We start from the raw sequence: 24698 nt of genomic DNA, 5'->3' as shown, positions 1-24698 counted from the left end.
GAAAAAGGGCCATGAGTTTTTTTGATAAACTGAAAAAACGTTTTAAACAAGATGACGGTGCAGAGCAAGTTCAAGAAAAATATAAAGAGGGTATGAAGAAAACCCGGGGCGTTTTTTCCGGAAGAATAAATGATTTGCTAGCACGTTACCGTAAAGTGGATGAGGATTTTTTCGAAGAGTTGGAGGAAGTTCTGATTTCTGCTGATGTTGGTGTCACAACGGTAATGGATTTAGTTGATGAACTGAAGATGGAAGTAAAACGCCAAAACATTAAAGATACCGAAGAAGTCAAAGATGTTATTTCGGAAAAATTAGTAGAGATTTATTACGGAGAAGATAATGAGGATATTGAGAATTTGAATATCCAGGAAAATGAAATGACCGTTATCCTTGTCGTTGGTGTGAATGGTGTTGGAAAAACAACATCCATTGGCAAGCTTGCCCAACAATTGAAAGAAGAAGGTAAGAAAGTTATGATGGCAGCAGGTGATACATTTCGGGCCGGAGCAATTGAGCAACTGGAAGAGTGGGGCGAGCGTGCTGGTGTCGAAGTGATTAAGCAGAGCGCTGGAAGTGACCCTGCGGCTGTAATCTATGATGGCATCCGTGCAGCCAAATCGCGTAACGCAGATGTACTTCTTTGTGACACAGCAGGCAGATTGCAAAATAAGGTCAATTTAATGAATGAATTGGAGAAAATTAAGCGTGTCATTGAAAGAGAAATCCCCGGGGCGCCACATGAAGTATTATTAGTTCTTGACGCAACAACCGGACAGAACGCCTTAAATCAGGCGAAGACTTTCTCCCAGGCGACAGACGTTTCGGGAATCGTTTTAACGAAGCTCGATGGTACAGCAAAGGGTGGTATCGTGCTTGCTATCCGCAATGAATTGAACATACCAGTCAAATATATCGGTCTCGGAGAGCAGATAGGTGATTTACAAGAATTTGATGCTTCTTTATTCGTTTATGGCTTATTTGCCGATATGCTGGAAGAAGAAGGTGTGGAAGACGAGGACGAATCTTGACAGTAAAGCAAACCATTCGTTATGATTACTTGTAAAGAGATTTCACTTAACAAGAGGGTGTTTAAAAAGTCCGGTAAAAAAGACACTTCGAATTTCTTCGTTGGCTTGCTTTTCCGCTCCTCGTGTACCTGTTTACTTACATTCCGGTGCTAAAAGCTACGCCGCCTCGAACTTCGACACATAGGATGTGCTAGTGTGGGTTTTGCAACAGGACGTTGCGTTCTTAACCGACCTCGGTCTTTTTTATCCTCCTTTTGAACACTTACTTAACAAGGGGCGTTGCCATTGCTGGAAAAAACAATGCGCGTTAATTATTTGTTTGATTTTTACCAAGATCTTTTAACTTCGAAACAAAAAAAGTATATGAAGCTATATTATTTGGAAGATCTTTCGCTTAGCGAGATTTCGGAAGTGTTTTCCGTATCCCGCCAGGCGGTTTATGACAATATTAAACGAACGGAAGCAATGCTTGAATCCTATGAAGAAAAGCTGAACTTATATGAAAAGTTCAGCAGCCGAACGAAAATTATCAATGAGTTGGAGCAAAAAGCATCCAGTGAAGAGATAAAACAGTTAGTGAACAAACTAAAAGAATTAGATTAGGAGGATACCTTCTATGGCATTTGAAGGCTTAGCCGAACGCCTGCAAAGTACGATTAAAAAGATAACAGGAAAGGGTAAGATTTCGGAACAGGATATTAAAGAGATGTCCAGGGAAATCCGACTCGCTCTCCTTGAGGCCGATGTGAACTTTAAAGTTGTTAAAGATCTAATCAATCGTATCAAAGAACGGGCAGTTGGCCAGGAAGTTATGGAAAGTCTTACACCCGGACAGCAAGTCATTAAAATTGTCCGTGACGAACTCACCGAATTAATGGGTGGAGAAAACACTAGAATCACTGTAGCCGACCGCCCGCCTACCGTTATCATGATGGTAGGTTTACAAGGTGCAGGTAAAACAACAACAACAGGAAAGCTTGCAAACCTCTTACGGAAGAAACATAACCGCAAGCCGATGCTTGTAGCATGTGACGTTTATCGACCAGCTGCGATTCAGCAATTAGAAACACTAGGCGGTCAATTAGATATGCCTGTTTTCTCCCTAGGTACGGAAGCAAACCCTGTTGATATCGCGAAACAGGCAATTGAAAAAGCAAAAGAAGAGCATCATGATTATGTCATTATCGATACGGCAGGCCGCTTGCATGTGGACACAGAATTAATGACAGAACTGCAAGAGATTAAAGATATTACAACACCAGATGAAATCTTTCTCGTCGTTGATGCAATGACTGGTCAAGATGCGGTGAACGTTGCTGAAAGCTTTAACGATCAGTTGGATATTAGCGGAGTTGTATTAACGAAACTCGACGGGGATACCCGAGGCGGTGCTGCATTATCTATTAAAGCTGTCACGGATAAACCGATTAAATTTGCTGGAATGGGAGAAAAGCTAGATCAGCTCGAACCCTTCCACCCGGAACGTATGGCATCCCGGATTCTTGGAATGGGTGATGTTTTATCATTGATCGAGAAAGCTCAAACAAATGTCGATGAGCAACAAGCGAAAGAGCTAGAAGAAAAAATGCGTTCGATGTCCTTCACCTTTGATGATTTCCTTGAACAGATGGACCAGGTAAAACAAATGGGACCACTTGACGAACTCTTAGGTATGCTCCCGGGAGCCGGCAAGATGAAAGGGTTAAAAAATGCTCAAGTCGATGAAGGGCAACTCGCCCAGGTTGAGGCGATTGCTAGATCGATGACGAAAAAAGAGCGTCAGGAACCGAATATCATCAATGCAAGCAGAAAAAAAAGAATTGCCAAAGGATCAGGAACTACTGTATCCCAAGTCAATCGCTTGCTCAAACAATTTGAAGAAATGAAGAAGATGATGAAACAAATGACGAATATGCAAAAAGGGAAAAAGGGTAAAGGCGGTTTTAAACTGCCATTTATGTAATGAAATAAAAAATATTATAGTTTGTCATGTAAAAACCCTTTACAGACTATATATTTTCTGTTAGAATTTAAAATTGTGAATAACTATTATTGGAGGTGCAAGTAATGGCTGTTAAAATTCGTTTGAAACGTATGGGTTCAAAAAGAAATCCATTTTACCGTATTGTTGTAGCAGATTCTCGTTCACCACGTGATGGACGTCAAATCGAACAAATCGGAACATATAACCCGGTAGTAAACCCGGTTGAAGTTAAAATTGATGAAGAAAAGGCACTTAAATGGTTAGGTAACGGTGCTAAACCAAGTGATACAGTCCGCAATCTGTTTTCAACAGAAGGCATCATGCAAAAATTCCACGAGCAAAAAAATCAAGCAAAGTAGTGTGATACCATGAAAGCCCTAATCGAAACTATTGTCACTTCTCTCGTTGATTATCCAGAGGATATCAGCGTAACAGAAAGGGAAGAGGAAACGAAGATCGTTTATCATCTTAAAGTTCATGAAGATGATGTTGGCAAAGTGATTGGCAAGAATGGACGTATTGCAAAAGCGATTCGAACCGTTGTTTACGCAGCAAAAACGGATGAGAATAAGCGGATTTATTTGGATATCATGTAAAAAAGGGAAAGGAGCCACTGGTTCTTCTTTCCCTTTTGCACATTTTAGCTGTATAATTTATCAGGAATAACCCTCTTTTTTTAAAAAATATCCATAATCTATATGGTAAAAAGCCTGAAAGTGAGGGAGAACAGTGAAAATTATTAAAAGAGTTGAAGTGAGACAAATCATTACAGAAAAGAGTAAAGAGAAATTAAAGGCCCAGTTATTTGATCAAAAAATGCGACTTGAACAAGAGTGTCAACAGTTACTTTTTGAAAAACGAAAGATGCTTAATAAAAAAGGAGTTCACAAGCAAGAAATTGAGCGGAAGTTTCATCATGAAGTGGAAAAAAGAAAAGAAAAAATTGAACTTATTGAATTTAAAGAAGAGCAGCTTGAAGTTTTAAATATGGGTAGTGAAATTGTTGAAGGGGAAGTTGAATCTCTTGTTGAAGTAAGTATTGGAACAAATTGGGAAGATTTGATGAAGAAGCAAGCAATTGTTATTCAAGATAATATTGTTGTACGTATAGAAGAGTAGGCAGGTGGAAGAGATGACAGAAAAAATGTTTAATATCGGTAGAATCATCAATACGCATGGTGTTCGCGGCGAAGTAAAAATAAAAAGAATTACCGATTTTGCAGAGAGATTCCAAGCTGGAGAGACAGTTTATATAAAGGAGAATGAGGAAACGGCGATACCACTCATTATTGCCCATCACCGGATACATAAAGGATTTGATCTGCTTACGTTTGAAGGTATGGATAATATAAATGATGTGGAAAAATATAAAGGACTTTACTTACAAATCCATGAAGAACAGCAGGCAGAACTTGAGGAAAATGAATATTATTACCATGAAATTATTGGGTGTAAGGTCTATACTGCTGCTGATGAAGAACTTGGTACGATTAAAGAAATTCTCGCACCAGGCGCAAATGATGTCTGGGTACTACAGCGAGCAGGTAAAAAAGATGCCTACATTCCTTATATCGAATCTGTTGTGAAAAGAGTAGATGTCGAAGAAAAGCGAATTATGATTGAACCGATGGAAGGACTGCTTGATTAATGCATATTGATATTTTGACGTTATTCCCTGAGATGATGGAAGGAGTTTTTCAATCATCGATATTGAAAAAAGCCCAGGAAAAAAATAAATTCACATATAATCTTGTTAATTTTAGAGACTATACAATGAACAAACATCGAAAAGTGGATGACTATCCTTATGGCGGAGGAGCTGGCATGGTACTTACTCCTCAACCAGTATTTGATGCCGTAAATGCATGTTTAGAAGACAAAGCTACGGATCCCCGAATTGTGCTGCTCTGCCCTCAGGGTGAGCGTTATACGCAACAGAAGGCAGAAGAACTAGCGGAAGAGGAGCATCTCGTCTTTATTTGTGGTCATTATGAAGGCTATGATGAAAGGATTCGCACAGGACTAGCGACAGATGAAATCTCAATCGGGGATTATGTGTTGACTGGCGGTGAACTTGGAGCAATGGTTATTGTTGATAGTGTCGTTCGTCTTTTGCCTGATGTGCTTGGAAACGAATCCTCTGCAGCAGAAGATTCATTCTCAACCGGCTTACTGGAGCACCCGCATTACACAAGACCAGCAATGTTTCGGAATATGCCGGTGCCAGATGTTTTACTATCTGGAGATCATGCAAAAATTGCAAAATGGCGTAAAACCGAATCCCTGAACCGCACTCTCGAACGGCGCCCGGATCTCTTGGAGAACTACCCCTTCACAGAAGAAGAAAAGCAGATACTAGACGAACTCAACCAAAATAAAGCAAAAGAGTAACAAGACAGCTTACTACCCAGAGCAGGCTACACATCCCGGAGGAGCCATCGGTGTATAGGGGCTATTCCGAGAGAAATTTTTAGCTCATTTAATGAATTTCATAATACGTATTTAATGCTTCACCATCACCATATGTAGTTGAGTTGGTTCGTTCCCAACTACATATGGTGATGGAATAGCCGACTTTGGTAATTATGAAATTCATTCCATTGAATATCATATTATTTGTTTTTTCCCATCTATTATGATCAGAAATTCTGACTAAAATATCTCCGGCGGGGGCAGCCCGATACCTCGAGAGCCCTGTGGGAGGACAGGCCTAGGTGAGACTACTTCGTGCTCAGCCCGAGGAGGCTCACCAGCCGCCCACGAAAGCGAGGGGTATCGGGACTGCGGACCTCCAATAGAACAAATTCACAGGTGAATCCAAATGTTTTTAGAAATGTGTTGAATACTATACGAATTTGTGCTATATTAGTTGTTGTGTTTATGCACGTATAAACGATGTTCCGCTGTTCCTTTAGAGAATGATGAACATTGGTTTGGAAGGAGTGAAGCAAATGCAAGAATTAATTGCAGAAATTACAAAAGATCAGCTTCGTACAGATCGCCCGGAATTCCGTGCGGGAGATACCGTGAAAGTTCACGTTAAAGTTGTTGAAGGTACACGTGAGCGTATCCAGATTTTCGAAGGTGTCGTTATCAAACGTCAAAACGGTGGTATCAGCGAAACATTCACAGTAAGAAAAATTTCTTACGGTGTAGGTGTTGAGCGTACATTCCCAGTACATTCACCACGCGTTGACAAGATTGAAGTAACCCGTAAAGGTAGTGTACGTCGTGCTAAGCTATACTATCTACGTAATCTACGTGGTAAAGCAGCACGTATTAAAGAACGCCGCTAATTACAGACATAATGAACAAAGGCGAAAGCGCCCGGTTAGCAACGTACAAACTGGAGCACTCCAGAAGGGAGATAAAGGAAACACGGCGAACGTAGAGAGCCGATGTTGACTTATCGATTGGAGGAGTGTGAAGTTTGCTAGTTGCTGGGCGCTGGAGCTGGACGTGGCTAACGCCATTAGTTAAGATTATCCACAGGATTTTTATTTTTAGTTTCCTATGAATCAAATGAAAGAAAGGAGCTTGAGCAGATGTTCAGGCTCCTTTTTTGATGTTTTACTTACTCGTTCAATGTTATAATGAACATACTTATTGTTAAAACTTATGAAGGATAAGGAAATGTGAGTGTCGGAGGAGAACAGATGGCAAAGAAGAAGAATGAATGGATAGAATGGACAAAAGCTTTATTGGTTGCTCTTGGGCTCGCTTTTATTGTGCGGATGTTTTTATTCGCTCCGATAATTGTAGATGGACCATCGATGCTGCCAACATTACATGACCGGGATCAGATGATCGTAAATAAATTCAGTTATTATTTCAATGACCCGGAACGGTTTGATATCGTTGTATTTCACGCATCCTCACAGAAAGATTTTATTAAAAGAGTGATAGGACTTCCGGGAGAGCATGTAGCAGTGAATGATGATGTACTGTATATTAACGGGGAGCCTGTCGAACAGGACTTTTTACCGGTGAATGAAAATGATGCGAACACCATCGACTCTGTCCGCAATGATTTCGCTTTGGAAGAAATACCGGGTAACTATGATGTCATACCAGAAGGGCATGTTTTAGTGCTTGGAGATAATCGTGGAAATTCCACCGACAGTCGCATGATTGGACTAATTTCAACGGATCAAATTGTAGGAAAAGCCAGTTTGATTTACTGGCCATTTGAACGAATTCATTTTGTAGGAGAGTAGGGAAAAATAATGCAAGTACAATGGTTTCCGGGCCATATGGCAAAGGCGAGACGAGAAGTGGAACAAAATCTCAAGCTTGTTGACTTTGTAATTGAGCTGCTTGATGCAAGAGCCCCTTTATCATCGGAAAATCCAATGTTGCATCAGATTGTGCAGAATAAGGATAAAATGATTGTGCTTATGAAACGGGACCTTGCAGATCCTAAAATGACAGCAGCATGGCTTACTTATTATAAAGAGAGAAATATTCCAGCAGTCGCAGTAGATGCGAATAATAGAGACGATATAAAACAAGTCGTTCAACTAGCAAAACAGCTTGGAAAAAAGAAAATAGACCAACTTGTGGCAAAAGGTATGAAACCAAGGCCGCATCGAGCCATGATATTAGGTATTCCGAATGTCGGAAAATCCACGCTGATTAACCGCCTTGCGAGCCGGAAAGCAGCTAAAACAGGTGATAGGCCTGGTATTACGAAACAACAGCTCTGGATAAAGATTAAGAAGGATTTTGAGCTATTGGATACACCTGGGATTTTATGGCCGAAATTTGAAGACCAGATCGTCGGCTATAGGCTTGCTTCGATCGGTACGATTAAAGATCAGGTCATCTCCTTACAGGATATTACGGTATTTGTTATTGAATTTTTACAAAGAAAATATCCTGATTTGTTATTTGACCGTTATGAGATAGAAGCAGATCTTGATGATATGCTTGAAGTATTTGAACGAATCGGTAAAAAACGCGGCGCATTGGAAAGTGGGGGAGAAGTGGACTTTGATAAGGTATCTGAAATAGTGTTACGGGACCTCCGTAGTGGCAGGTTAGGGAAAATTTCCTTGGAAGCACCAGCTGACTTACTTGGAGCAGAATAATTATAGAGAGAAATAAGGTGTACGTATGAGAGAGAAATCAATTGCTGTTATAAAACAGTTATTTGAAAATGAAGAAATTACAGAGGGAATTTTCGAGCAATTGAAACGAGATGATAGAAAAGGGGTTCAAGCGCTCATTCGTAAATACGAAAGAATGCAAGAAAAGGAAGCGCAGCAATTAATTGCCTTCAAAGAAATGTGCAATTTTGAAAATGAAGCGAGAAAAAGCGGCCGAAAACTGATTGCAGGGGTCGATGAAGCGGGTAGAGGCCCGCTTGCCGGCCCGGTCGTTGCGGCTTCTGTCATTTTACCCCAAGATTTTATGCTTCTTGGTTTAAACGACTCAAAACAACTTACAGAAAAAGATCGTGATTATTTTTTTACGGTTATTAAGGAACAGGCGATTAGCTACCAGATTGCAGTTATCTCCAACGAAAAAATCGATCAGGTGAATATTCTGGAAGCGACAAAGCTCGCTATGTATGAAGCAGTGCGAGGCTTAGAACAGCAACCAGACCATGTATTAATTGATGCTGTCGCGCTGCCTCGGCTTGGAATTTCAAGTGAGGCAATCGTTAAAGGGGATGCAAGAAGCGTTTCAATCGCAGCTGCAAGTATTCTTGCTAAAGTAACACGCGATCGCCTAATGAAAGAAATACATCAAGAGTTTCCGATGTATGACTTTAGTTCAAATATGGGTTACGGGACGAAAAAACACTTAGAAGGTTTACAGTCGCACGGCATATCTCCCTATCACCGGAAATCCTTTGCACCAATTCGCCAATATATCGGTTAAAAGGAGGTCTTCCATTGCATTTATCGCAACTATTGAATACAAATTCGTTAAAGCTTAACCGCACTGGACAGCAATCTCTTCGTCCCGGTCAGATTGTTCAAGGGGAAGTCGTGAAGCTCTACCCAGAAAACAAGGCGGAAATAAAACTTGGGGGAAACCGTTTTATCGCAAGCTTGCAAGTAGGTTTAGAACTTGGTGGAAGCTACCATTTCCAGGTTGCTTCCACCGCTAATTCGCTTCAGCTGCGCGTGCTCGGCGAAAAGCTGAAAAAAGATGAAAATGTAGATTTGTCGAAGCTTTTAAGGCAGCTGGGTGTGAAGTCCAGTAAGCATAATTTGCAATTGCTGCAGCTCCTCACGCGTTATTCGGTTCCTTTTGATAAAAATGAACTAAAGCAAGCTTTACAGCTCTTAAAGGGTGAACAAAATAAACGCTTAGCAGCAGGTACATTAGTGGAAATGCTCGCGAAGAAATTGCCAATGACCGAGATGGTTCTACAATCCTTGATTACCGTCAGGACTACTACGCTGTCAGAGCAATTGACATCTGTAATACAACAACTCATAAACTCAACACAACTACAATCTGAAGCACCAAATCTCACCTTAAGAAACGGAACAGATACAGAACAACGTTTACGACAAATTATTACAACATTAATTCCTAATAAGCAGGCAGCGGACATTGAATCTTTTCAAAGTTTCCCGTCCAAGCAAATGTTTTTAGAACAATTGCGCCAGTCTCTTGCCATGCTTGGGTTAAATTATGAGAACCGTTTAGCTACGGAGAAAGAACCGGAGAATCTTAGTGATACAATAAAAGGCCTCCTCCTCCAGCTTGCGTCTGGAGAGAACAGTACCGAAGTGAAGCAACAGACTAGGTTACTGCATTTGATTCAAGGTCTGCAACTGCAGAGCGTGAATGAGACGCCGTCATTTATCCAAGCGATGCTGCAGATACCAGCTGAACGACTTGGACTTGTTAAGGATTTGGTGATTGAATTTGAAGGAAAGAAAAATGAGGATGGCGAGGTCAATCCGGATTATTGTCGTATTCTTTTTTACTTGGAGCTAAAGAACCTTAAAGAAACGGTCATTGATGTAAATATTCAGCAACGGGCAGTTTCGTTGACTGTTTTTAATAACACAGCTGGAATCCCGATTCTCGCCAATACATTTAAAGATAAGTTAAGTGAAAATCTGACAAACTTAAATTACCGTTTAACTTCAATCGTTTTTAAAAAGCTTGAGAAAAAAGATAATCGATCAGTTATTTCTGATGAAAAATTACGAGATAACAAACAAGGGGTTGACTTTCTCATATGAATGAAAAACGAAGAAAAGCAGCTTCTTTAAGCTATAATCTAGATAAGCATCAAGCTCCTATTGTCAGTGCTGCAGGTAAAGGCTATGTTGCAGAAGATATTATAAAACTCGCCAAAGAACATAACGTACCGATTGTCGAGGATGAAAGTCTTGCAGAGCTATTGACGGAATTGAATGTGAATGAAGCAATTCCCGAAGAATTGTACCAAGTAGTCGCGGAAGTATTCGCATTTATTTATGAAGCGGATCGTAAATATGCTGATAAATCGTAAATATGTACAAGATTTATAATCGAACATCTCTTTTTTCTTGTGAAAACGGTTTTAATTTAATACAATAGAGTTGCATTTATTATGTTGGGAGGATGAAAGATGAACATTCATGAATATCAAGCCAAAGAACTACTACGTGAATTTGGTGTGAAAGTTCCTAGAGGCTATGTTGCTTACACTGTTGATGAAGCAGTTGAAGCAGCTGAAAAATTAGGAACAGACGTCAATGTAGTAAAAGCGCAAATCCACGCAGGTGGACGTGGTAAAGCCGGAGGGGTTAAAGTAGCAAAAAATATGGATGAAGTCCGTACATATGCAGATGAAATCCTTGGGAAGGTACTAGTTACAGCGCAAACTGGTCCGGAAGGCAAGGAAGTAAAGCGGCTCTTGATTGAAGAGGGCTGCGATATCCAGAAAGAATACTATATTGGCGTAGTGTTAGACCGGGCAAGTTCACGTGTCGTCATGATGGGTTCTGAAGAAGGCGGTACGGAAATTGAAGAAGTCGCAGAAGAAACGCCAGAAAAGATTTTTTATGAAGTAGTTGATCCAGTTGTGGGCCTTATGCCCTTCCAAGCTCGCCGTATGGCATTCAATATGAATATTCCACATGACTTGATAAACAAAGCAGTCGGCTTCATGACTTCTCTATACGAAGCATTTGTGGCAAAAGACTGCTCGATTGCAGAGATTAATCCACTTGTTACAACAGGTGACGGGGATGTTCTGGCACTTGATGCTAAGTTGAATTTTGATGAAAACGCACTTTACCGTCAACCGGAAGTGCAAGAACTTCGTGATTTGGATGAAGAAGATGAAAAGGAAATTGAAGCAAGTAAATATGACTTAAGCTATGTTTCCCTTGATGGAAATATCGGTTGTATGGTAAATGGTGCAGGTCTTGCGATGTCTACAATGGACATTATTAAATATTATGGCGGTGAACCGGCTAACTTCCTTGATGTTGGCGGTGGTGCGACGGCAGAAAAAGTTACCGAAGCATTTAAAATCATACTATCCGATGAGAATGTGAAAGGTATTTTCGTCAATATTTTTGGTGGAATCATGAAGTGTGATGTCATTGCGGAGGGAGTTGTGGCTGCTACGAAGGAAGTCGGCTTGCAAATTCCCTTAGTAGTCCGTTTAGAAGGAACAAACGTAGATTTAGGTAAGAAGATTCTAAATGAATCTGGCTTAAATATTACTCCTGCAAGCTCCATGGCAGATGGTGCGGAAAGAATTGTTTCTCTTGTGAAATAAATCAAAATTAATCTATGAAAATTGGAAAATAGAGAAGGGGCGGACAAACTAAATGGGTGTATTTGTTAATAAAGATACAAAAGTAATTGTCCAGGGCATTACCGGTGGAACTGCTAGATTCCATACGAAACAAATGCTTGAATATGGGACAAAAATTGTTGGAGGAACTTCACCGAAAAAAGGTGGTTCCGAAGTAGAAGTTGTACCTGTCTTTGATACTGTTCAAGAAGCAGTCGAGGCTACGGGTGCAAACGCATCTGTAATCTATGTACCGGCACCTTTTGCAGCAGATGCAATTATCGAAGCAACCGATGCGGAACTTGATCTTGTCATCTGTATCACAGAACATATTCCAGTACTTGATATGGTGAAAGTGAAACGTTATATGGAAGGAAAGAAAACTCGTTTAATCGGCCCGAACTGTCCAGGTGTCATTACAGCGGATGAGACGAAGATTGGAATTATGCCGGGATACATTCATAAGAAAGGTCATATAGGAGTAGTTTCTAGGTCTGGAACACTTACGTATGAAGCGGTACATCAATTGACACAGGCCGGTTATGGCCAAACATCTGCTGTCGGAATTGGTGGGGATCCTGTTAATGGTACAGACTTTATCGATGTGCTTGATGCCTTTAATCAAGATCCGGAAACGGAAGCAGTCATCATGATTGGAGAAATCGGCGGTACTGCAGAAGAAGAAGCTGCAGAGTGGGTAAGAAATAATATGACGAAACCGGTAGTCGGCTTTATTGGCGGTGCTACTGCACCACCAGGGAAGCGTATGGGACATGCTGGTGCGATCATTTCAGGTGGAAAAGGAACCGCTGCGGAGAAAACACGCGTTATGAGAGAATGTGGTATTACTGTTGCTGATACTCCAGCAGTTATGGGTGAAACAATGATTAAAGTATTGCAAGAAAAGGGCTTAGCTGAAAAATGTAAAACCCTTTAATTAAGATGAAAGAGGGCTGGAAGTACACTTTTAGCCCTCTTTATTAATAAAGTAAGGAAGTGATGGAACTGAAGGATATTCGTTATCGTTTAATCCATATTCACCTGACAAATATTGCAAGCAGGAAAATGATTTACCGCTTTTTGTGGAAAGATCCAACTCTTGCCTCGATTTATGAAATGACCCCAACGGAACTAAACCTGCATTTTTCCCTTCGTATCGACACAGCTGTTAAGCTTCATTCCAGCTTAAAAGATCCCAAGTTAAAAAAACATTTTATCGATGTGATGAAGCAATATGAGGTTATTACAATAATTGACGAAACCTATCCTTCTATGTTAAGAACAATAAATGACGCGCCACTTGTACTATATACCAGTGGGGACGAGTCTTTATTGGAACAAAGAAAGATATTAAGTGTCATCGGTTCCAGGAAACCATCCCGCGAAGCAATACCGAAAATGAAACATATTCTCAAGCCCTTATTAGAAGATAATTGGGTGATTACAAGTGGCATGGCAAAAGGGATAGATGGTTATGCTCACCAACTTACACTTTCCCATCAACAGAAAACAATTGCCGTTTTGGGTGGTGGTTTTGAATATATTTACCCGAGAGAACATATTCCATTATTCAAGGAGATAAAAAGAACTGGCCTAATCATTAGTGAATATCCCCCATCTGTTAGACCCGCGAAACATCATTTTCCGGAGCGAAATCGGATTATTAGCGGACTATCCTTTGGTATTTTAGTGATAGAAGCAATGGAAAGGAGCGGAACAATGATTACGGTTGAACAGGCTCTTGACCAAGGAAGGGAAGTATTCGCTGTGCCAGGTTCACCACTCATCCCCCAAGCAAAAGGATGCCACCTCCTTATCCAGGAAGGAGCTAAACTAACCCAGCACGCCAGTGACATACAAGAAGAATGGCTATCACAACAACAACTAGACAACTGTAAAGCTGTGCGTTGACGCTTAAGTCTTCTATTGGACACACGGAAAACGAAGGTATGTGGGTATTGCGGAATCGGAAAGTGAATGTAGTTTCTTCTATTATAATGTCATTTTAACACCATGAAAACATTGGTTTTTTAAAAGTGGAAATAGTATTTTTTGATAATAAGTTTGACAAAAGCGATGTAAGTCATTAGTATAAGTGAAGATTTCATTTTTAAACCTCATCTTAGGAGGAAATGTCATGTCAGATTACTTAGTGATTGTTGAATCGCCAGCAAAAGCGAAGACAATCGAACGATATTTAGGAAAAAAATATACAGTAAAAGCTTCAATGGGACATGTCCGTGATTTGCCGAAAAGCCAAACCGGTGTGGATGTAGAAAATAATTACACGCCGAAATATATTACAATCCGTGGCAAAGGAGAAGTATTAAAAGAACTTCGTAAAGCCGCGAAGAAAGCAAAGAAAATATATCTTGCAGCTGACCCGGACAGAGAAGGGGAAGCAATTGCGTGGCACCTTGCTCATGCATTAAACGTTGATGAAGATTCGGATTGCCGAGTCGTATTCAATGAAATTACAAAAGATGCGATTAAAGAATCTTTTAAACACCCACGTTCCATTGATCATGATTTGGTTGATGCTCAACAAGCAAGAAGAATACTCGACCGACTTGTTGGTTACAATATCAGCCCATTACTATGGAAGAAAGTGAAAAAAGGATTAAGCGCGGGGAGAGTTCAATCCGTCGCACTTAAGATGATTATTGATCGGGAAAAAGAAATTATTAATTTTACACCAGAGGAATATTGGACGATTGAGGCGTTATTTCAAAAAGATAAGGAAACATTTGAAGGTAATTTCTACGGAATAGATGGTAAGAAGCATGAACTAAAAAGCGAAACAGATGTGCAAAGCATCCAGAAAAAGCTTACAGAGGATCATTTCCGCGTCCAAAAAGTAAACAAACGAGAAAGAAAAAGGAATCCTGCTAAACCGTTTATTACATCATCCTTACAACAAGAAGCAGCAAGAAAATTAAATTTCAGAGCAAGAAAGACGATGATGGTAGCCCAACAGCTTTATGAAGGAATTGACTTAGGAAGAAAATCTGGAGGTATTACTGGGTTAATCACATATATGCGTACTGATTCCACAAGAATTTCTAATACAGCGAAAGAAGAAGCTAAAGGCTATATTGAAGATAAGTACGGGAAGGAATTTATAGGTTCGCAAAAAGGATCCGCAAATAAAACAGGAGCACAAGACGCTCACGAAGCAATTCGGCCAACGTCAGCGCTCCGTGACCCCCGTTCATTAAAAGAAGTTCTTTCTAATGATCAATACCGTCTTTATAAATTAATTTGGGAAAGATTTATTGCCAGTCAGATGTCAGCTGCAGTAATGGATACTGTAACCGCTCATTTAATCAATAATGATGTTGAATTTAGGGCAACTGGTTCTCAAATCAAATTTGAAGGATTTATGAAAGTTTACATTGAAGGTACAGATGATAATAAAAAGGTAGAGAATAAACTTCTTCCAGATCTTGAAGAAGGAATGAAGATTGCAGCGAAGGAAATTAATCCAAAGCAACACTTCACACAGCCGCCTCCAAGATTTACCGAGGCTCGCCTTGTCCGTGCAATGGAAGAACTAGGAATAGGTAGACCATCCACGTATGCACCTACCCTCGATACAATTCAACGAAGAGGCTATGTGTCTATTGATAATAAAAGATTCATTCCAACAGAACTCGGAACAATTGTAAGTGAAGCTGTAGAAGAGTATTTTCCGGAAATAATTGATGTAGACTTTACGGCAGATATGGAAAAAGATTTAGATGCCGTTGAAGAAGGCAAATCAGGATGGGTAGAAGTAATTGATAACTTCTACAAAGATTTCGAGAAACGTTTAGATTTTGCTGAGAAAGAAATGGAAAAAATCGAAATCAAAGACGAACCTGCCGGAATCGATTGTGAGAAATGCGGTCATGAAATGGTCTATAAAATGGGAAGGTACGGAACGTTTATTGCTTGTTCGAACTTCCCGGATTGCCGTAATACGAAACCGATTTTAAAAGAAATTGGAGTAGATTGTCCGACATGTAAAGAAGGGAATATCGTCGAGCGTAAATCGAAAAAACGCCGTGTTTTCTATGGTTGTGACCGTTTTCCAGACTGTGACTTCGTATCTTGGGACAAACCAATCGCACGTCCTTGTCCAAAATGTGAATCTTTATTAGTTGAAAAGAAAGTGAAAAAAGCAATACAAGTACAATGCACAAACTGTGATTATAAAGAAGTCGAACAAAGCTAGCTGTTCATTCCAATGAACAGCTTTATTTTTTGGCTAAATTATGAATACATTAGGAATAGAATGGTAATAGTGATATTAAGGAAATAATTTACACCCAGGAAATATATTCTTGGACATATTTAATCACCCAATCACTTTCATACAGCGTGAGTGTGTGGCTAAATCCGAAACTTCCTTCTGGAGGTTCGCAGTCCAGACACCTCTCGCACCTGCTGAGCGGCCGGCAAACCTCCTCGCGCTGAGCTATCCAGTCTAGAGAATGCGCAAAATACTTTCGGTGAATGAAAGCAGTCAGTTTCTTTGAGAGGGTGTTAGTGAAAAAACATAACAAACATTTAGAGTAGCCTAATGGATTCCGCCGAAGGATCATGAACTGTTTCATACTGTGAACATGAGATCTTATTTCAATAGATTAATTTTGTGAAATATGAGATACTATACAACGGTAAAAATTTAGACTTATTTAATGGGGCATTCACAAAATGTTCACCGAATTGTATTTCTTAAAATAAATTAAAATACTCTTGTTTGACTATACAATATCATAGGCATATAATTATCTAGTGGCGGGTAAATTCAAGGAATGGAATGAAAAGATAAGTCTAATTATTTTGATATGCTGTAATGTAGACCGATTCTGAATTTTGTTTTTATTTTGGTAAATAAATTGATTTCGAAGATAGGCTATGTTATTATTTATTCAGGAAATTAATGGGGTGAAGAATTGGAGGATTTTGTACAAAAATGTCAAGGATTTGTAGCATATCTTCAAATTGAAAAAAATGCTTCCCCTTATACAATCGAATATTACCAAGATGATCTGCAAGCCTTTTTTCAATTTTTACAAGGAGAAGGGATAGCGAATCTTCGCGATGTTGACCCACAAGTCGTTCGTGTTTATTTAACCCAATTGTTTAATCAAAAGTTAACAAGAATAACCGTATCTCGAAAAATATCATCCCTTAGAAGCTTTTATAAGTATTTGGAAAGGGAAGATGACATGTATACGAATCCTTTCATCCATATTCATTTACCAAAGCAGGAGCAAGCTGTTCCTGGATTTTTATATATGGAAGAACTGGAAAAACTGTTTGAAGTAAATGATATGACAGACCCGTTAGGTCAACGTGACCAGGCATTACTGGAAATTTTATACGGAACTGGTATGCGTGTAAGTGAATGTCAAGGCTTACTTCTTGGGGATATCGATTTTTCCATAGGGACGATATTGGTGAGAGGTAAGGGAAGAAAGGAAAGGTATGTGCCTTTCGGTAGATTTGCAGAGATTGCTCTTCGGACCTATTTGAACGAGGGCCGCGTTACATTATTGGAAAAGGCGAAAAACAATACAGATGCCTTATTTTTAAATGCCAGGGGAGCACCTCTTACAACGAGAGGGATTCGACTTATCCTGGATAAAATGGTGAAGAAAGCGGCACTTACAATCAACCTTCACCCGCATAAATTACGTCACACATTTGCAACTCATCTATTGAATGAAGGAGCAGATCTGCGTACAGTGCAAGAATTATTAGGTCATGAAAATCTATCTTCTACCCAAATCTATACTCATGTTACGAAGGATCGATTGCGAGAAGTGTATATGAAGACACATCCAAGAGCAAATGATAAATAGCAAATCGGATGCGAGGTGAAGAAGATGTCAAATGAAATGCATGCTACAACGATTTTTGCCATTCAGCATAATGGAAGTTGTGCGATGTGCGGGGACGGTCAAGTTACGTTAGGAAACGCGGTAATTATGAAACATCGGGCAAAAAAAGTCCGTAAATTATATAATGAGCAAGTATTGGCTGGATTTGCAGGATCTGTAGCTGATGCGTTTACCTTGTTTGAAAAATTCGAGAGTTACTTGAATGCATATAACGGCAATCTGACCCGGGCAGCCGTCGAACTCGCTAAGGAATGGCGAAGTGACCGGGTACTCCGGAAGTTGGAGGCCATGTTGATTGTGATGAATAAAGAAAGCATGTACCTTGTATCAGGGACAGGAGAAGTAATTGAGCCTGACGATGGGATTCTAGCTATCGGTTCAGGTGGTAACTATGCGCTAAGTGCTGGAAGAGCGCTAGTTAAAAATGCGAATAGTTTGTCTGCTGAACAAATAGCAAGAACTGCTCTTGAGGTGGCTGGAGAAATTGATATCTATACGAATGACCAACTTACCTTAGAAGTACTCAATTAATAGGAGGTATTTCCAAAGTATGGGGATGGAGCTTACTCCAAAACAAATTGTTGAACAATTGGATAAGTATGTTATTGGACAAAAGAGTGCAAAGCGATCTGTCGCTGTAGCCCTCCGAAATCGTTACCGCCGGATGCAACTGGATGAGACGATTAAAGAAGAAATTGTACCGAAAAACATTTTAATGATTGGGCCTACTGGTGTAGGGAAAACTGAAATTGCCCGCAGGCTTGCAAAAATGGTCAAAGCACCCTTTGTTAAAGTAGAAGCAACGAAATTTACAGAAGTCGGTTATGTTGGCAGGGATGTGGAATCGATGGTTCGTGATCTCGTAGAAATGTCTGTCCGAATGGTGAAAGAAGAGAAGCTTTTAAAGGTGCAAGATGCAGCTGAGAAGGAAGCAAATAAACGTTTAGTGAATTTACTCGTTCCACAGGCTAAAAAACAGAACCAAATGAAAAATCCTTTTGAAATGCTTTTCGCAAACCAGTCAGCAAACGATGATGAAGAAATGGAAGCTCCAAAAGATGAAGAAGTAAGAAACAAACGTGAGCGAGTCGAACGAATGCTTACCCTCGGGGAATTAGAAGATAAAATCGTCACCGTGGAGATTGTGGAAACACCGCCTTCCATGTTTGATATGTTGCAAGGCTCGGGTATGGAGCAAATGGGAATGAACATGCAAGATGCTCTTGGCCAATTCATGCCATCAAAAAAGAAAAAACGTAAACTGCCAGTCCGTGAAGCAAGGGAAGTGCTCATTCAGCAAGAAGCACAGAAGCTTGTAGATATGGAAGAGGTTGCTCAAGAAGCAACAAGGCGTGCGGAGCAGACAGGGATAATCTTCGTCGATGAAATCGATAAGGTGGCTGGTGGAGGAAGTGACCAGGCGAACGTTTCGCGTGAGGGCGTACAGCGAGATATTTTACCGATAGTCGAGGGTTCCACTGTTGTTACAAAACACGGACCTGTTAAAACGGATTATATGTTATTTATCGCTGCAGGTGCTTTCCATATGTCGAAGCCATCTGATTTAATACCTGAACTACAAGGAAGGTTCCCGATCCGAGTGGAATTGGAAAAGTTATCAGTAGAAGATTTCAAACAAATACTGACGGATCCATCCAATGCGTTGACGAAGCAATATGAGGCGTTGTTGGAAACTGAAGAAATCCAGATTGTATTTAAAGAGGATGCAATCGAACGCCTCGCCGAAGTAGCATATCAAGTGAACCAAGATACCGATAATATCGGCGCTCGGAGACTTCATACCATTCTTGAAAAATTACTGGAAGATTTATTGTTTGAAGCTCCGGATATTACGATGGAAACAATTGAAATAACATCGGCATATGTTGATCAAAAATTAGGTAATATTGTTAAGAATAAGGATTTAAGCCAATTCATCTTATAAAATAAAAATGCAAATGGAGGATTTTTAATGAAACTATTAGATCGAGCAAGAAAAATTAATGCTATGTTACAAAAAACAGCAGGGAAATCGGTGAACTTCAACGAAATGTCAGCAACACTACGTGACGTAATCGGTGGCAACATTTATATCGTTAGCAGAAGAGGGAAACTTCTTGGAGTAGCGGTTAGCCAAGAAGTTGAAAACGAGCGTATGAAGCAAATGCTTGAAGAAAGACGTTTCCCTGAAGATTATACACAAGGTTTATACAATATTTATGAAACAACAGCTAACCTTGACATCGACAGTCCACAAACCGTGTTCCCTGAAGAGAACAAAGAGCTCTTTAAAGATGGACTGACAACAATTGTACCAATCCTAGGCGGAGGAGAACGTCTTGGAACATTAATTCTCGGGCGTATGGAAAATGAGTTTAATGACGATGATTTACTGCTAGCTGAATATGGTGCAACGGTTGTAGGTATGGAAATTCTTCAAGAGAAAACAGAAGAAATTGAAATGGAAGCAAGAAGTAAAGCAGTTGTCCAGATGGCAATTAGTTCCCTTTCTTACAGTGAATTAGAAGCTATTGACCATATCTTTGAAGAGTTGAATGGTAATGAAGGGCTGCTCGTTGCAAGTAAAATTGCAGACCGTGTAGGTATTACTCGTTCTGTCATTGTAAATGCACTTCGTAAACTTGAAAGTGCGGGGGTAATCGAATCTCGTTCACTAGGTATGAAAGGAACATACATTAAAGTTCTAAATGATAAATTCCTAGTTGAGCTTGAAAAATTACGCTCCAGATAAATTCAGGTTAAGACTGCGTTAAGCTAATGTTAAGATAAATAAACAAATGGAAAACATGAAGAAAATGTTTTTCATTTGTTTATTTTTTGTCAAATATTATTATAAGGATATAGGAGCTTTAAGAAAGTTTAATAAAACCTTTGGCGTAAGCATAAAGAACTGTGTTATAATTAGTTGTCGAATAATATCGGCGAAAAAGTATACATAAAGCGATTTTACTTGAGTTTTCTAATTACCAAATCATTATAAAACGTAAAACAATACTAATTGACTAGTTATTTATAACTATTTTGTCGAATTGTGTTAGTTTTACATGAAAAAGATAGACTTTAGATAGGAATTAAATTACAATATTCGTAGGAGTAATTTATTAGATGACCGTACTTTGTAATTTGGAAATAGGAGGAAAAATCGAATGGATTTATTTGGCGGAACCATTTCGAATTTGGAACGGTCTTTAGATTATGCTTCAGCTAGAAACCGGACGATTTCAAACAACATCGCAAATGTAGACACCCCGAATTATAAGTCACAGGATGTTGTTTTTAAACATGTATTAACTGATGCAATGAGCAACCAAATTCAAGCGAAGCGAACAGATCCAAGGCATATCCCGTTTTCTGGAGAGACAGGAACGAATTATCAGGTCGTTGCAAATAACAACACAACGTATAATCATAATGGAAATAATGTGGACATTGATAGAGAAATGACGGAACTTGCAAAAAATCAAATCTATTATAATGGTTTGATCGATCGGATTAACGGTAAGTTTGGCAGCCTGCAAACTGTTCTAAGAGGAGGGAACTAAGTAATGTCGATTTTCCATAGCATCAATACAAGCGGAAGTGCATTAACTGCGCAACGCCTACGGATGGATGTCGTCTCATCAAACATCGCAAATAGCGAGTCAACTCGGGCACGAGTGAATGAAAATGATGAATGGGAACCATACCGAAGAAAAATGGTTTCTCTCCAAAGTGAAGGGGCGAGCTTTAGTTCCCATTTACGAGCTGCTGAGCGTAAAGGAGATGGAGCAAATGGTGTGCGTGCTTCCGTAATTACAGAGGACGAATCCCCATTTAAAATGGTTTTTAACCCAAATCACCCAGATGCCGATGAAGCCGGGTTTGTAGCCATGCCAAATGTTGATCCATTGCAGGAAATGGTGGATCTGATGAGCGCCACAAGATCTTATGAAGCGAATATTACTGCCTTGAATGCAAGTAAAGGGCTTCTCATGAAGGCACTCGAAATCGGGAAATAAAGAGGTAAGGAGCAAATAAAATGAATATTCACTTCAACCCAAGTATGGGTGTCCAACCGGATACATCAACAAGCACGAAGACAACTCCGGCAGAGGCCCAAGCAAACTTTGCAAATACATTCAAAGTCGCAATCGAAAATTTAAACGAAATACAAACTGAATCCGACAAAATGACGGAGAGACTTGCTGCCGGTGAAGCACAAGACTTACATCAAGTAATGATAACTGCCCAAAAAGCAAGTATCACTCTTGAGACCACTGTACAAATACAGCAAAAAGCAATTGATGCCTATAATGAAATAATGCGGATGCAAATATAATTTAGAACGAGTATCGAAGACAAATACAACTTGTAACTATTCGATGAGCAATGCAAATTGGTGGAGGATTTTATGAAGGAACAGTTATTGAAATGGAAAGAGTCATTCACAACGTTTTGGAAAAAACGTCCAAAACGGCAAATGATATACATTGGATTGGCCGCAAGCATCCTTATCGTTATTATCGGCATCTTTTTTTATTTGTTTAGCTCATCTGAAAAGTTTGTGCCATTATATTCAAATTTATCTATTCAGGAAACGAGTCAGATAAAAGCTGAACTTGATACAAGAGGGGTACCCTACGAGTTAAAGGACAATGGTACGACTATAACCGTACCTGAAGAGCGGGTCGATACCTTACTTGTGGAACTTGCAGGTCAAGGACTTCCGAGCAGCGGGAATATTGATTACTCTTTCTTTAGTGAGAACTCATCTTTCGGAATTACCGATAATGAGTTTAATATGATGAAATTAGATGCGATGCAAACAGAACTTGCAAATTTAATCACAAGTATTGACGGCATTCAAAGTGCGGAAGTGATGATTAATCTTCCGGAACAGACTGTTTTTGTCGGTGACGATACAGGAGAAACGACCGCGGCAATCGTGCTTGAAACACAGCCTGGCTATCAATTTGAAGAGCATCAAATACGTGCCCTTTATCATTTAGTGGCAAATGCAGTTCCTAATTTAGCAGAAGAAAATATCGGAATTATGAATCAGTACTTCGAGTATTTTGACCTGGACAGCAATTCACAATATGCCGTTCAAAATACCCATACGTATCAACAAACAGTAAAAAAAGAAGTAGAGCGTGATGTGCAGCGCAGACTACAGCAAATGTTAGGTGCAATGGTCGGTCCGGATAATGTAATTGTGTCTGTTACCGCAGATATTGACTTTACCCAAGAAAATCGTGTAGAAGAATTAGTTGAACCAGTCGATATCGAAAACATGGAAGGTCTTCCGGTAAGTGTAGAGACCATTCAGGAATCTTACACAGGAAATGCAGCAGATGGTGGCACAGGAGGAACTGGTGACAATGATGTGACAAACTATCCTGGTGCTGTAGCTGGTGAAGGCGGGGACCATGAATATGATAAGGAAGCAATCAATTATGAGTTCAATCGAATTCGAAAAGAAATTGTCGAGAGCCCTTATAAAATTCGTGACCTCGGTATTCAGGTTGCTGTCGACCAAGCGAGAGATGCGGATGACGAAAACCTTGAATTTCTAACCCAACAGGAACAAAATACGGTCGAAGAAGGGATATCATCCATTCTTGCTTCTATTCTTAACACTTCGATCGATACAGATTACGGAGAAGTAGAGCCTGAAGAAAAGTTTTCTATCGTTTTTCAAGAATTTACGAGTAATCCGGTTGCCGAAGATGTAGAACGTGCCGGCATTCCTACTTGGGTTTATGTTGTTGCTGGAGTTCTATTTTTACTCATTGTATTACTCGCTGTGTTACTTATCCGGAACAGAAGAAGAGAATCGGAACCAGAGTCGGTAGAAGAAGTGCCGATTAGAGAATTCACATCAGAAGTACCTGATTTGCCTGAGCAAGATGAATCAGAATCTGTTGTTCGCAGGAAGCAGTTAGAGAAGATAGCCGAGGAAAAACCGGAAGACTTTGCTAAGTTATTAAGAAGCTGGATTGGCGAGGATTAGGAGGAAGACATTCATGGCAAGACAAAAACTTACCGGGAAACAGAAAGCAGCAATTCTATTAATCTCGTTAGGTCCCGATGTCTCCGCTCAAGTTTATAAACATTTAACGGAAGAAGAAATCGAGAAGCTAAGCCTAGAGATATCTTCTGTTAAACGGGTAGATTCGGAAATGAAAGAAGAAGTTATAGAACAATTTCATCAAATAGCAATCGCTCAGGATTATATTACACAGGGTGGTATTGGTTATGCAAACACGGTTCTTGAAAAAGCTTTTGGTAAGCAGGAGGCCGCTTCTATTATCAATCGCCTTACCTCATCCTTACAGGTAAGGCCTTTTGACTTTGCTAGAAAGGCAGATCCCCAGCAAGTACTTAATTTTATTCAAAATGAGCACCCTCAAACAATTGCACTTGTGCTATCTTACCTAGAACCAGAACAATCCGGACAGATCCTATCTGAATTGCCGCAAGACGTGCAGGCAGATGTCGCGCGAAGAATTGCAACAATGGACTCCACCTCACCTGAGATAATTAGTCAGGTAGAACGGGTATTAGAAAGTAATCTGTCGGCTTCTTTAACTGAGGATTATACACAAACCGGCGGCATCCAGGCAGTAGTTGAGGTGCTAAACGGAGTGGACCGCAGTACGGAGCGAACCATTCTTGACACACTAGAAACTCAAGATCCAGAGCTTGCTGATGAGATTAAGAAACGGATGTTTGTCTTTGAAGATATTGTCATACTTGATAATCGGGCGATACAGCGTGTCATCAGGGAAGTAGAGAATGATGATCTTCGTCTTGCGTTAAAGGTTGCTAGCGAAGAGGTGAAAGATGTCCTCTTTACTAATATGTCCGAACGGATGGCTGTGACTTTCAAGGAAGAGATGGAATATATGGGGCCGGTTCGCTTACGTGATGTGGAAGAAGCACAAATGAGAATAGTTGCAACGATCCGCAGATTAGAAGATATTGGTGAAATTGTAATCGCAAGAGGTGGAGGTGACGACATCATTGTCTAG

Annotated in this window: 27 protein-coding genes; all 27 read left to right on the top strand. The window is 40.0% G+C overall.

The window, feature by feature from the left end; all coding sequences use genetic code 11:
* The first annotated feature begins 11 nt into the window (after positions 1–11).
* The 27 genes from ftsY (at position 12) to fliG (ending at position 24698) form a co-directional block, all read left to right on the top strand.
* Positions 12–1028 (top strand): signal recognition particle-docking protein FtsY, encoded by a 1017-nt coding sequence (gene ftsY, locus L3V42_RS07915; protein WP_235761592.1) that lies wholly within the window; start codon positions 12–14, stop codon positions 1026–1028.
* 285 nt (positions 1029–1313) lie between these two features.
* Positions 1314–1631 carry a putative DNA-binding protein gene (locus L3V42_RS07910; RefSeq protein ID WP_235761591.1) on the top strand — a complete coding sequence of 106 codons (318 nt, stop codon included), beginning with the start codon at positions 1314–1316 and terminating at the stop codon, positions 1629–1631.
* Positions 1632–1644: 13 nt separating this feature from the next.
* Entirely contained in the window at positions 1645–2991 is a 1347-nt protein-coding gene (gene ffh, locus L3V42_RS07905) for a signal recognition particle protein (protein WP_238471724.1), read from the top strand.
* A gap of 104 nt (positions 2992–3095) precedes the next feature.
* Entirely contained in the window at positions 3096–3371 is a 276-nt protein-coding gene (rpsP, locus tag L3V42_RS07900) for a 30S ribosomal protein S16 (RefSeq protein WP_235761589.1), read from the top strand.
* Between the two features lie 9 nt (positions 3372–3380).
* A complete protein-coding gene (locus tag L3V42_RS07895; RefSeq protein ID WP_235761588.1) occupies positions 3381–3608 on the top strand; it encodes a KH domain-containing protein in 228 nt (75 codons plus the stop codon).
* 133 nt (positions 3609–3741) lie between these two features.
* A complete protein-coding gene (locus L3V42_RS07890) occupies positions 3742–4131 on the top strand; it encodes a YlqD family protein (RefSeq protein ID WP_235761587.1) in 390 nt (129 codons plus the stop codon).
* 13 nt (positions 4132–4144) lie between these two features.
* On the top strand, positions 4145–4660 hold the full coding sequence (gene rimM, locus L3V42_RS07885) for a ribosome maturation factor RimM (RefSeq protein ID WP_235761586.1): 516 nt from the start codon (positions 4145–4147) through the stop codon (positions 4658–4660).
* Entirely contained in the window at positions 4660–5403 is a 744-nt protein-coding gene (trmD, locus tag L3V42_RS07880) for a tRNA (guanosine(37)-N1)-methyltransferase TrmD (RefSeq protein WP_238471723.1), read from the top strand. The genes rimM and trmD overlap by 1 nt, the downstream gene beginning before the upstream one ends.
* Before the next feature lie 560 nt (positions 5404–5963).
* Positions 5964–6308 (top strand): 50S ribosomal protein L19, encoded by a 345-nt coding sequence (gene rplS / locus L3V42_RS07875; protein ID WP_235761584.1) that lies wholly within the window; start codon positions 5964–5966, stop codon positions 6306–6308.
* Between the two features lie 360 nt (positions 6309–6668).
* Positions 6669–7229, top strand: a complete 561-nt coding sequence (lepB, locus tag L3V42_RS07870; RefSeq protein ID WP_238471722.1) for a signal peptidase I — start codon at positions 6669–6671, stop codon at positions 7227–7229.
* A 9-nt stretch (positions 7230–7238) separates the two neighbouring features.
* Positions 7239–8102: a ribosome biogenesis GTPase YlqF gene (ylqF, locus tag L3V42_RS07865; protein WP_235761582.1), complete on the top strand. Its 864-nt coding sequence runs from the start codon at positions 7239–7241 to the stop codon at positions 8100–8102.
* Positions 8103–8127: 25 nt separating this feature from the next.
* Entirely contained in the window at positions 8128–8898 is a 771-nt protein-coding gene (rnhB, locus tag L3V42_RS07860; protein ID WP_235761581.1) for a ribonuclease HII, read from the top strand.
* 14 nt (positions 8899–8912) lie between these two features.
* A complete protein-coding gene (locus L3V42_RS07855; RefSeq protein WP_238471721.1) occupies positions 8913–10223 on the top strand; it encodes a TP0910 N-terminal domain-containing protein in 1311 nt (436 codons plus the stop codon).
* Positions 10220–10495 (top strand): EscU/YscU/HrcU family type III secretion system export apparatus switch protein, encoded by a 276-nt coding sequence (locus L3V42_RS07850; RefSeq protein ID WP_235761579.1) that lies wholly within the window; start codon positions 10220–10222, stop codon positions 10493–10495. The genes L3V42_RS07855 and L3V42_RS07850 overlap by 4 nt, the downstream gene beginning before the upstream one ends.
* A gap of 99 nt (positions 10496–10594) precedes the next feature.
* The gene (gene sucC / locus L3V42_RS07845; protein WP_238471720.1) at positions 10595–11755 is read left to right on the top strand and encodes an ADP-forming succinate--CoA ligase subunit beta; all 1161 of its coding nucleotides are present in this window, start codon (positions 10595–10597) and stop codon (positions 11753–11755) included.
* A 52-nt stretch (positions 11756–11807) separates the two neighbouring features.
* Positions 11808–12710 (top strand): succinate--CoA ligase subunit alpha, encoded by a 903-nt coding sequence (sucD, locus tag L3V42_RS07840; RefSeq protein WP_238471719.1) that lies wholly within the window; start codon positions 11808–11810, stop codon positions 12708–12710.
* A gap of 62 nt (positions 12711–12772) precedes the next feature.
* Entirely contained in the window at positions 12773–13684 is a 912-nt protein-coding gene (gene dprA, locus L3V42_RS07835) for a DNA-processing protein DprA (RefSeq protein ID WP_238471718.1), read from the top strand.
* Positions 13685–13910: 226 nt separating this feature from the next.
* The gene (topA, locus tag L3V42_RS07830) at positions 13911–15989 is read left to right on the top strand and encodes a type I DNA topoisomerase (protein WP_238471717.1); all 2079 of its coding nucleotides are present in this window, start codon (positions 13911–13913) and stop codon (positions 15987–15989) included.
* Positions 15990–16713: 724 nt separating this feature from the next.
* Entirely contained in the window at positions 16714–17625 is a 912-nt protein-coding gene (gene xerC, locus L3V42_RS07825) for a tyrosine recombinase XerC (protein ID WP_238471716.1), read from the top strand.
* Positions 17626–17649: 24 nt separating this feature from the next.
* Positions 17650–18195: an ATP-dependent protease subunit HslV gene (gene hslV / locus L3V42_RS07820; protein ID WP_235761573.1), complete on the top strand. Its 546-nt coding sequence runs from the start codon at positions 17650–17652 to the stop codon at positions 18193–18195.
* 19 nt (positions 18196–18214) lie between these two features.
* The gene (gene hslU, locus L3V42_RS07815; RefSeq protein ID WP_438822744.1) at positions 18215–19609 is read left to right on the top strand and encodes an ATP-dependent protease ATPase subunit HslU; all 1395 of its coding nucleotides are present in this window, start codon (positions 18215–18217) and stop codon (positions 19607–19609) included.
* Positions 19610–19636: 27 nt separating this feature from the next.
* Positions 19637–20416 (top strand): GTP-sensing pleiotropic transcriptional regulator CodY, encoded by a 780-nt coding sequence (codY, locus tag L3V42_RS07810; RefSeq protein ID WP_235761572.1) that lies wholly within the window; start codon positions 19637–19639, stop codon positions 20414–20416.
* Between the two features lie 415 nt (positions 20417–20831).
* Positions 20832–21227, top strand: coding sequence for a flagellar basal body rod protein FlgB (gene flgB, locus L3V42_RS07805; protein WP_235761571.1), 396 nt, complete (start codon positions 20832–20834; stop codon positions 21225–21227).
* Between the two features lie 3 nt (positions 21228–21230).
* Positions 21231–21683 (top strand): flagellar basal body rod protein FlgC, encoded by a 453-nt coding sequence (flgC, locus tag L3V42_RS07800; protein WP_235761570.1) that lies wholly within the window; start codon positions 21231–21233, stop codon positions 21681–21683.
* A gap of 20 nt (positions 21684–21703) precedes the next feature.
* A complete protein-coding gene (fliE, locus tag L3V42_RS07795) occupies positions 21704–22003 on the top strand; it encodes a flagellar hook-basal body complex protein FliE (protein WP_235761569.1) in 300 nt (99 codons plus the stop codon).
* 72 nt (positions 22004–22075) lie between these two features.
* Positions 22076–23677 carry a flagellar basal-body MS-ring/collar protein FliF gene (fliF, locus tag L3V42_RS07790; RefSeq protein WP_235761568.1) on the top strand — a complete coding sequence of 534 codons (1602 nt, stop codon included), beginning with the start codon at positions 22076–22078 and terminating at the stop codon, positions 23675–23677.
* Positions 23678–23690: 13 nt separating this feature from the next.
* The gene (gene fliG / locus L3V42_RS07785) at positions 23691–24698 is read left to right on the top strand and encodes a flagellar motor switch protein FliG (protein ID WP_235761567.1); all 1008 of its coding nucleotides are present in this window, start codon (positions 23691–23693) and stop codon (positions 24696–24698) included.

The organism is Oceanobacillus alkalisoli (genome assembly GCF_022213125.1).
Taxonomy (GTDB): domain Bacteria; phylum Bacillota; class Bacilli; order Bacillales; family Amphibacillaceae; genus Oceanobacillus; species Oceanobacillus alkalisoli.
Note: the sequence above shows the minus strand (reverse complement) of the source record. Positions and strands in the feature narration are given on the sequence as shown.

Excerpts from the sequence above, each read along its gene's own strand:
- flgB (WP_235761571.1), top strand. The coding sequence starts at position 20,832 with ATGGATTTATTTGGCGGAACCATTTCGAATTTGGAACGGTCTTTAGAT.
- fliE (WP_235761569.1), top strand. The coding sequence starts at position 21,704 with ATGAATATTCACTTCAACCCAAGTATGGGTGTCCAACCGGATACATCA.
- L3V42_RS07850 (WP_235761579.1), top strand. The coding sequence starts at position 10,220 with ATGAATGAAAAACGAAGAAAAGCAGCTTCTTTAAGCTATAATCTAGAT.
- fliF (WP_235761568.1), top strand. The coding sequence starts at position 22,076 with ATGAAGGAACAGTTATTGAAATGGAAAGAGTCATTCACAACGTTTTGG.
- lepB (WP_238471722.1), top strand. The coding sequence starts at position 6,669 with ATGGCAAAGAAGAAGAATGAATGGATAGAATGGACAAAAGCTTTATTG.
- rpsP (WP_235761589.1), top strand. The coding sequence starts at position 3,096 with ATGGCTGTTAAAATTCGTTTGAAACGTATGGGTTCAAAAAGAAATCCA.
- ftsY (WP_235761592.1), top strand. The coding sequence starts at position 12 with ATGAGTTTTTTTGATAAACTGAAAAAACGTTTTAAACAAGATGACGGT.
- codY (WP_235761572.1), top strand. The coding sequence starts at position 19,637 with ATGAAACTATTAGATCGAGCAAGAAAAATTAATGCTATGTTACAAAAA.
- sucD (WP_238471719.1), top strand. The coding sequence starts at position 11,808 with ATGGGTGTATTTGTTAATAAAGATACAAAAGTAATTGTCCAGGGCATT.
- rplS (WP_235761584.1), top strand. The coding sequence starts at position 5,964 with ATGCAAGAATTAATTGCAGAAATTACAAAAGATCAGCTTCGTACAGAT.
- fliG (WP_235761567.1), top strand. The coding sequence starts at position 23,691 with ATGGCAAGACAAAAACTTACCGGGAAACAGAAAGCAGCAATTCTATTA.
- hslV (WP_235761573.1), top strand. The coding sequence starts at position 17,650 with ATGTCAAATGAAATGCATGCTACAACGATTTTTGCCATTCAGCATAAT.
- L3V42_RS07895 (WP_235761588.1), top strand. The coding sequence starts at position 3,381 with ATGAAAGCCCTAATCGAAACTATTGTCACTTCTCTCGTTGATTATCCA.
- sucC (WP_238471720.1), top strand. The coding sequence starts at position 10,595 with ATGAACATTCATGAATATCAAGCCAAAGAACTACTACGTGAATTTGGT.
- dprA (WP_238471718.1), top strand. The coding sequence starts at position 12,773 with ATGGAACTGAAGGATATTCGTTATCGTTTAATCCATATTCACCTGACA.
- flgC (WP_235761570.1), top strand. The coding sequence starts at position 21,231 with ATGTCGATTTTCCATAGCATCAATACAAGCGGAAGTGCATTAACTGCG.
- ylqF (WP_235761582.1), top strand. The coding sequence starts at position 7,239 with ATGCAAGTACAATGGTTTCCGGGCCATATGGCAAAGGCGAGACGAGAA.
- hslU (WP_438822744.1), top strand. The coding sequence starts at position 18,215 with ATGGGGATGGAGCTTACTCCAAAACAAATTGTTGAACAATTGGATAAG.
- trmD (WP_238471723.1), top strand. The coding sequence starts at position 4,660 with ATGCATATTGATATTTTGACGTTATTCCCTGAGATGATGGAAGGAGTT.
- ffh (WP_238471724.1), top strand. The coding sequence starts at position 1,645 with ATGGCATTTGAAGGCTTAGCCGAACGCCTGCAAAGTACGATTAAAAAG.
- rnhB (WP_235761581.1), top strand. The coding sequence starts at position 8,128 with ATGAGAGAGAAATCAATTGCTGTTATAAAACAGTTATTTGAAAATGAA.
- topA (WP_238471717.1), top strand. The coding sequence starts at position 13,911 with ATGTCAGATTACTTAGTGATTGTTGAATCGCCAGCAAAAGCGAAGACA.
- rimM (WP_235761586.1), top strand. The coding sequence starts at position 4,145 with ATGACAGAAAAAATGTTTAATATCGGTAGAATCATCAATACGCATGGT.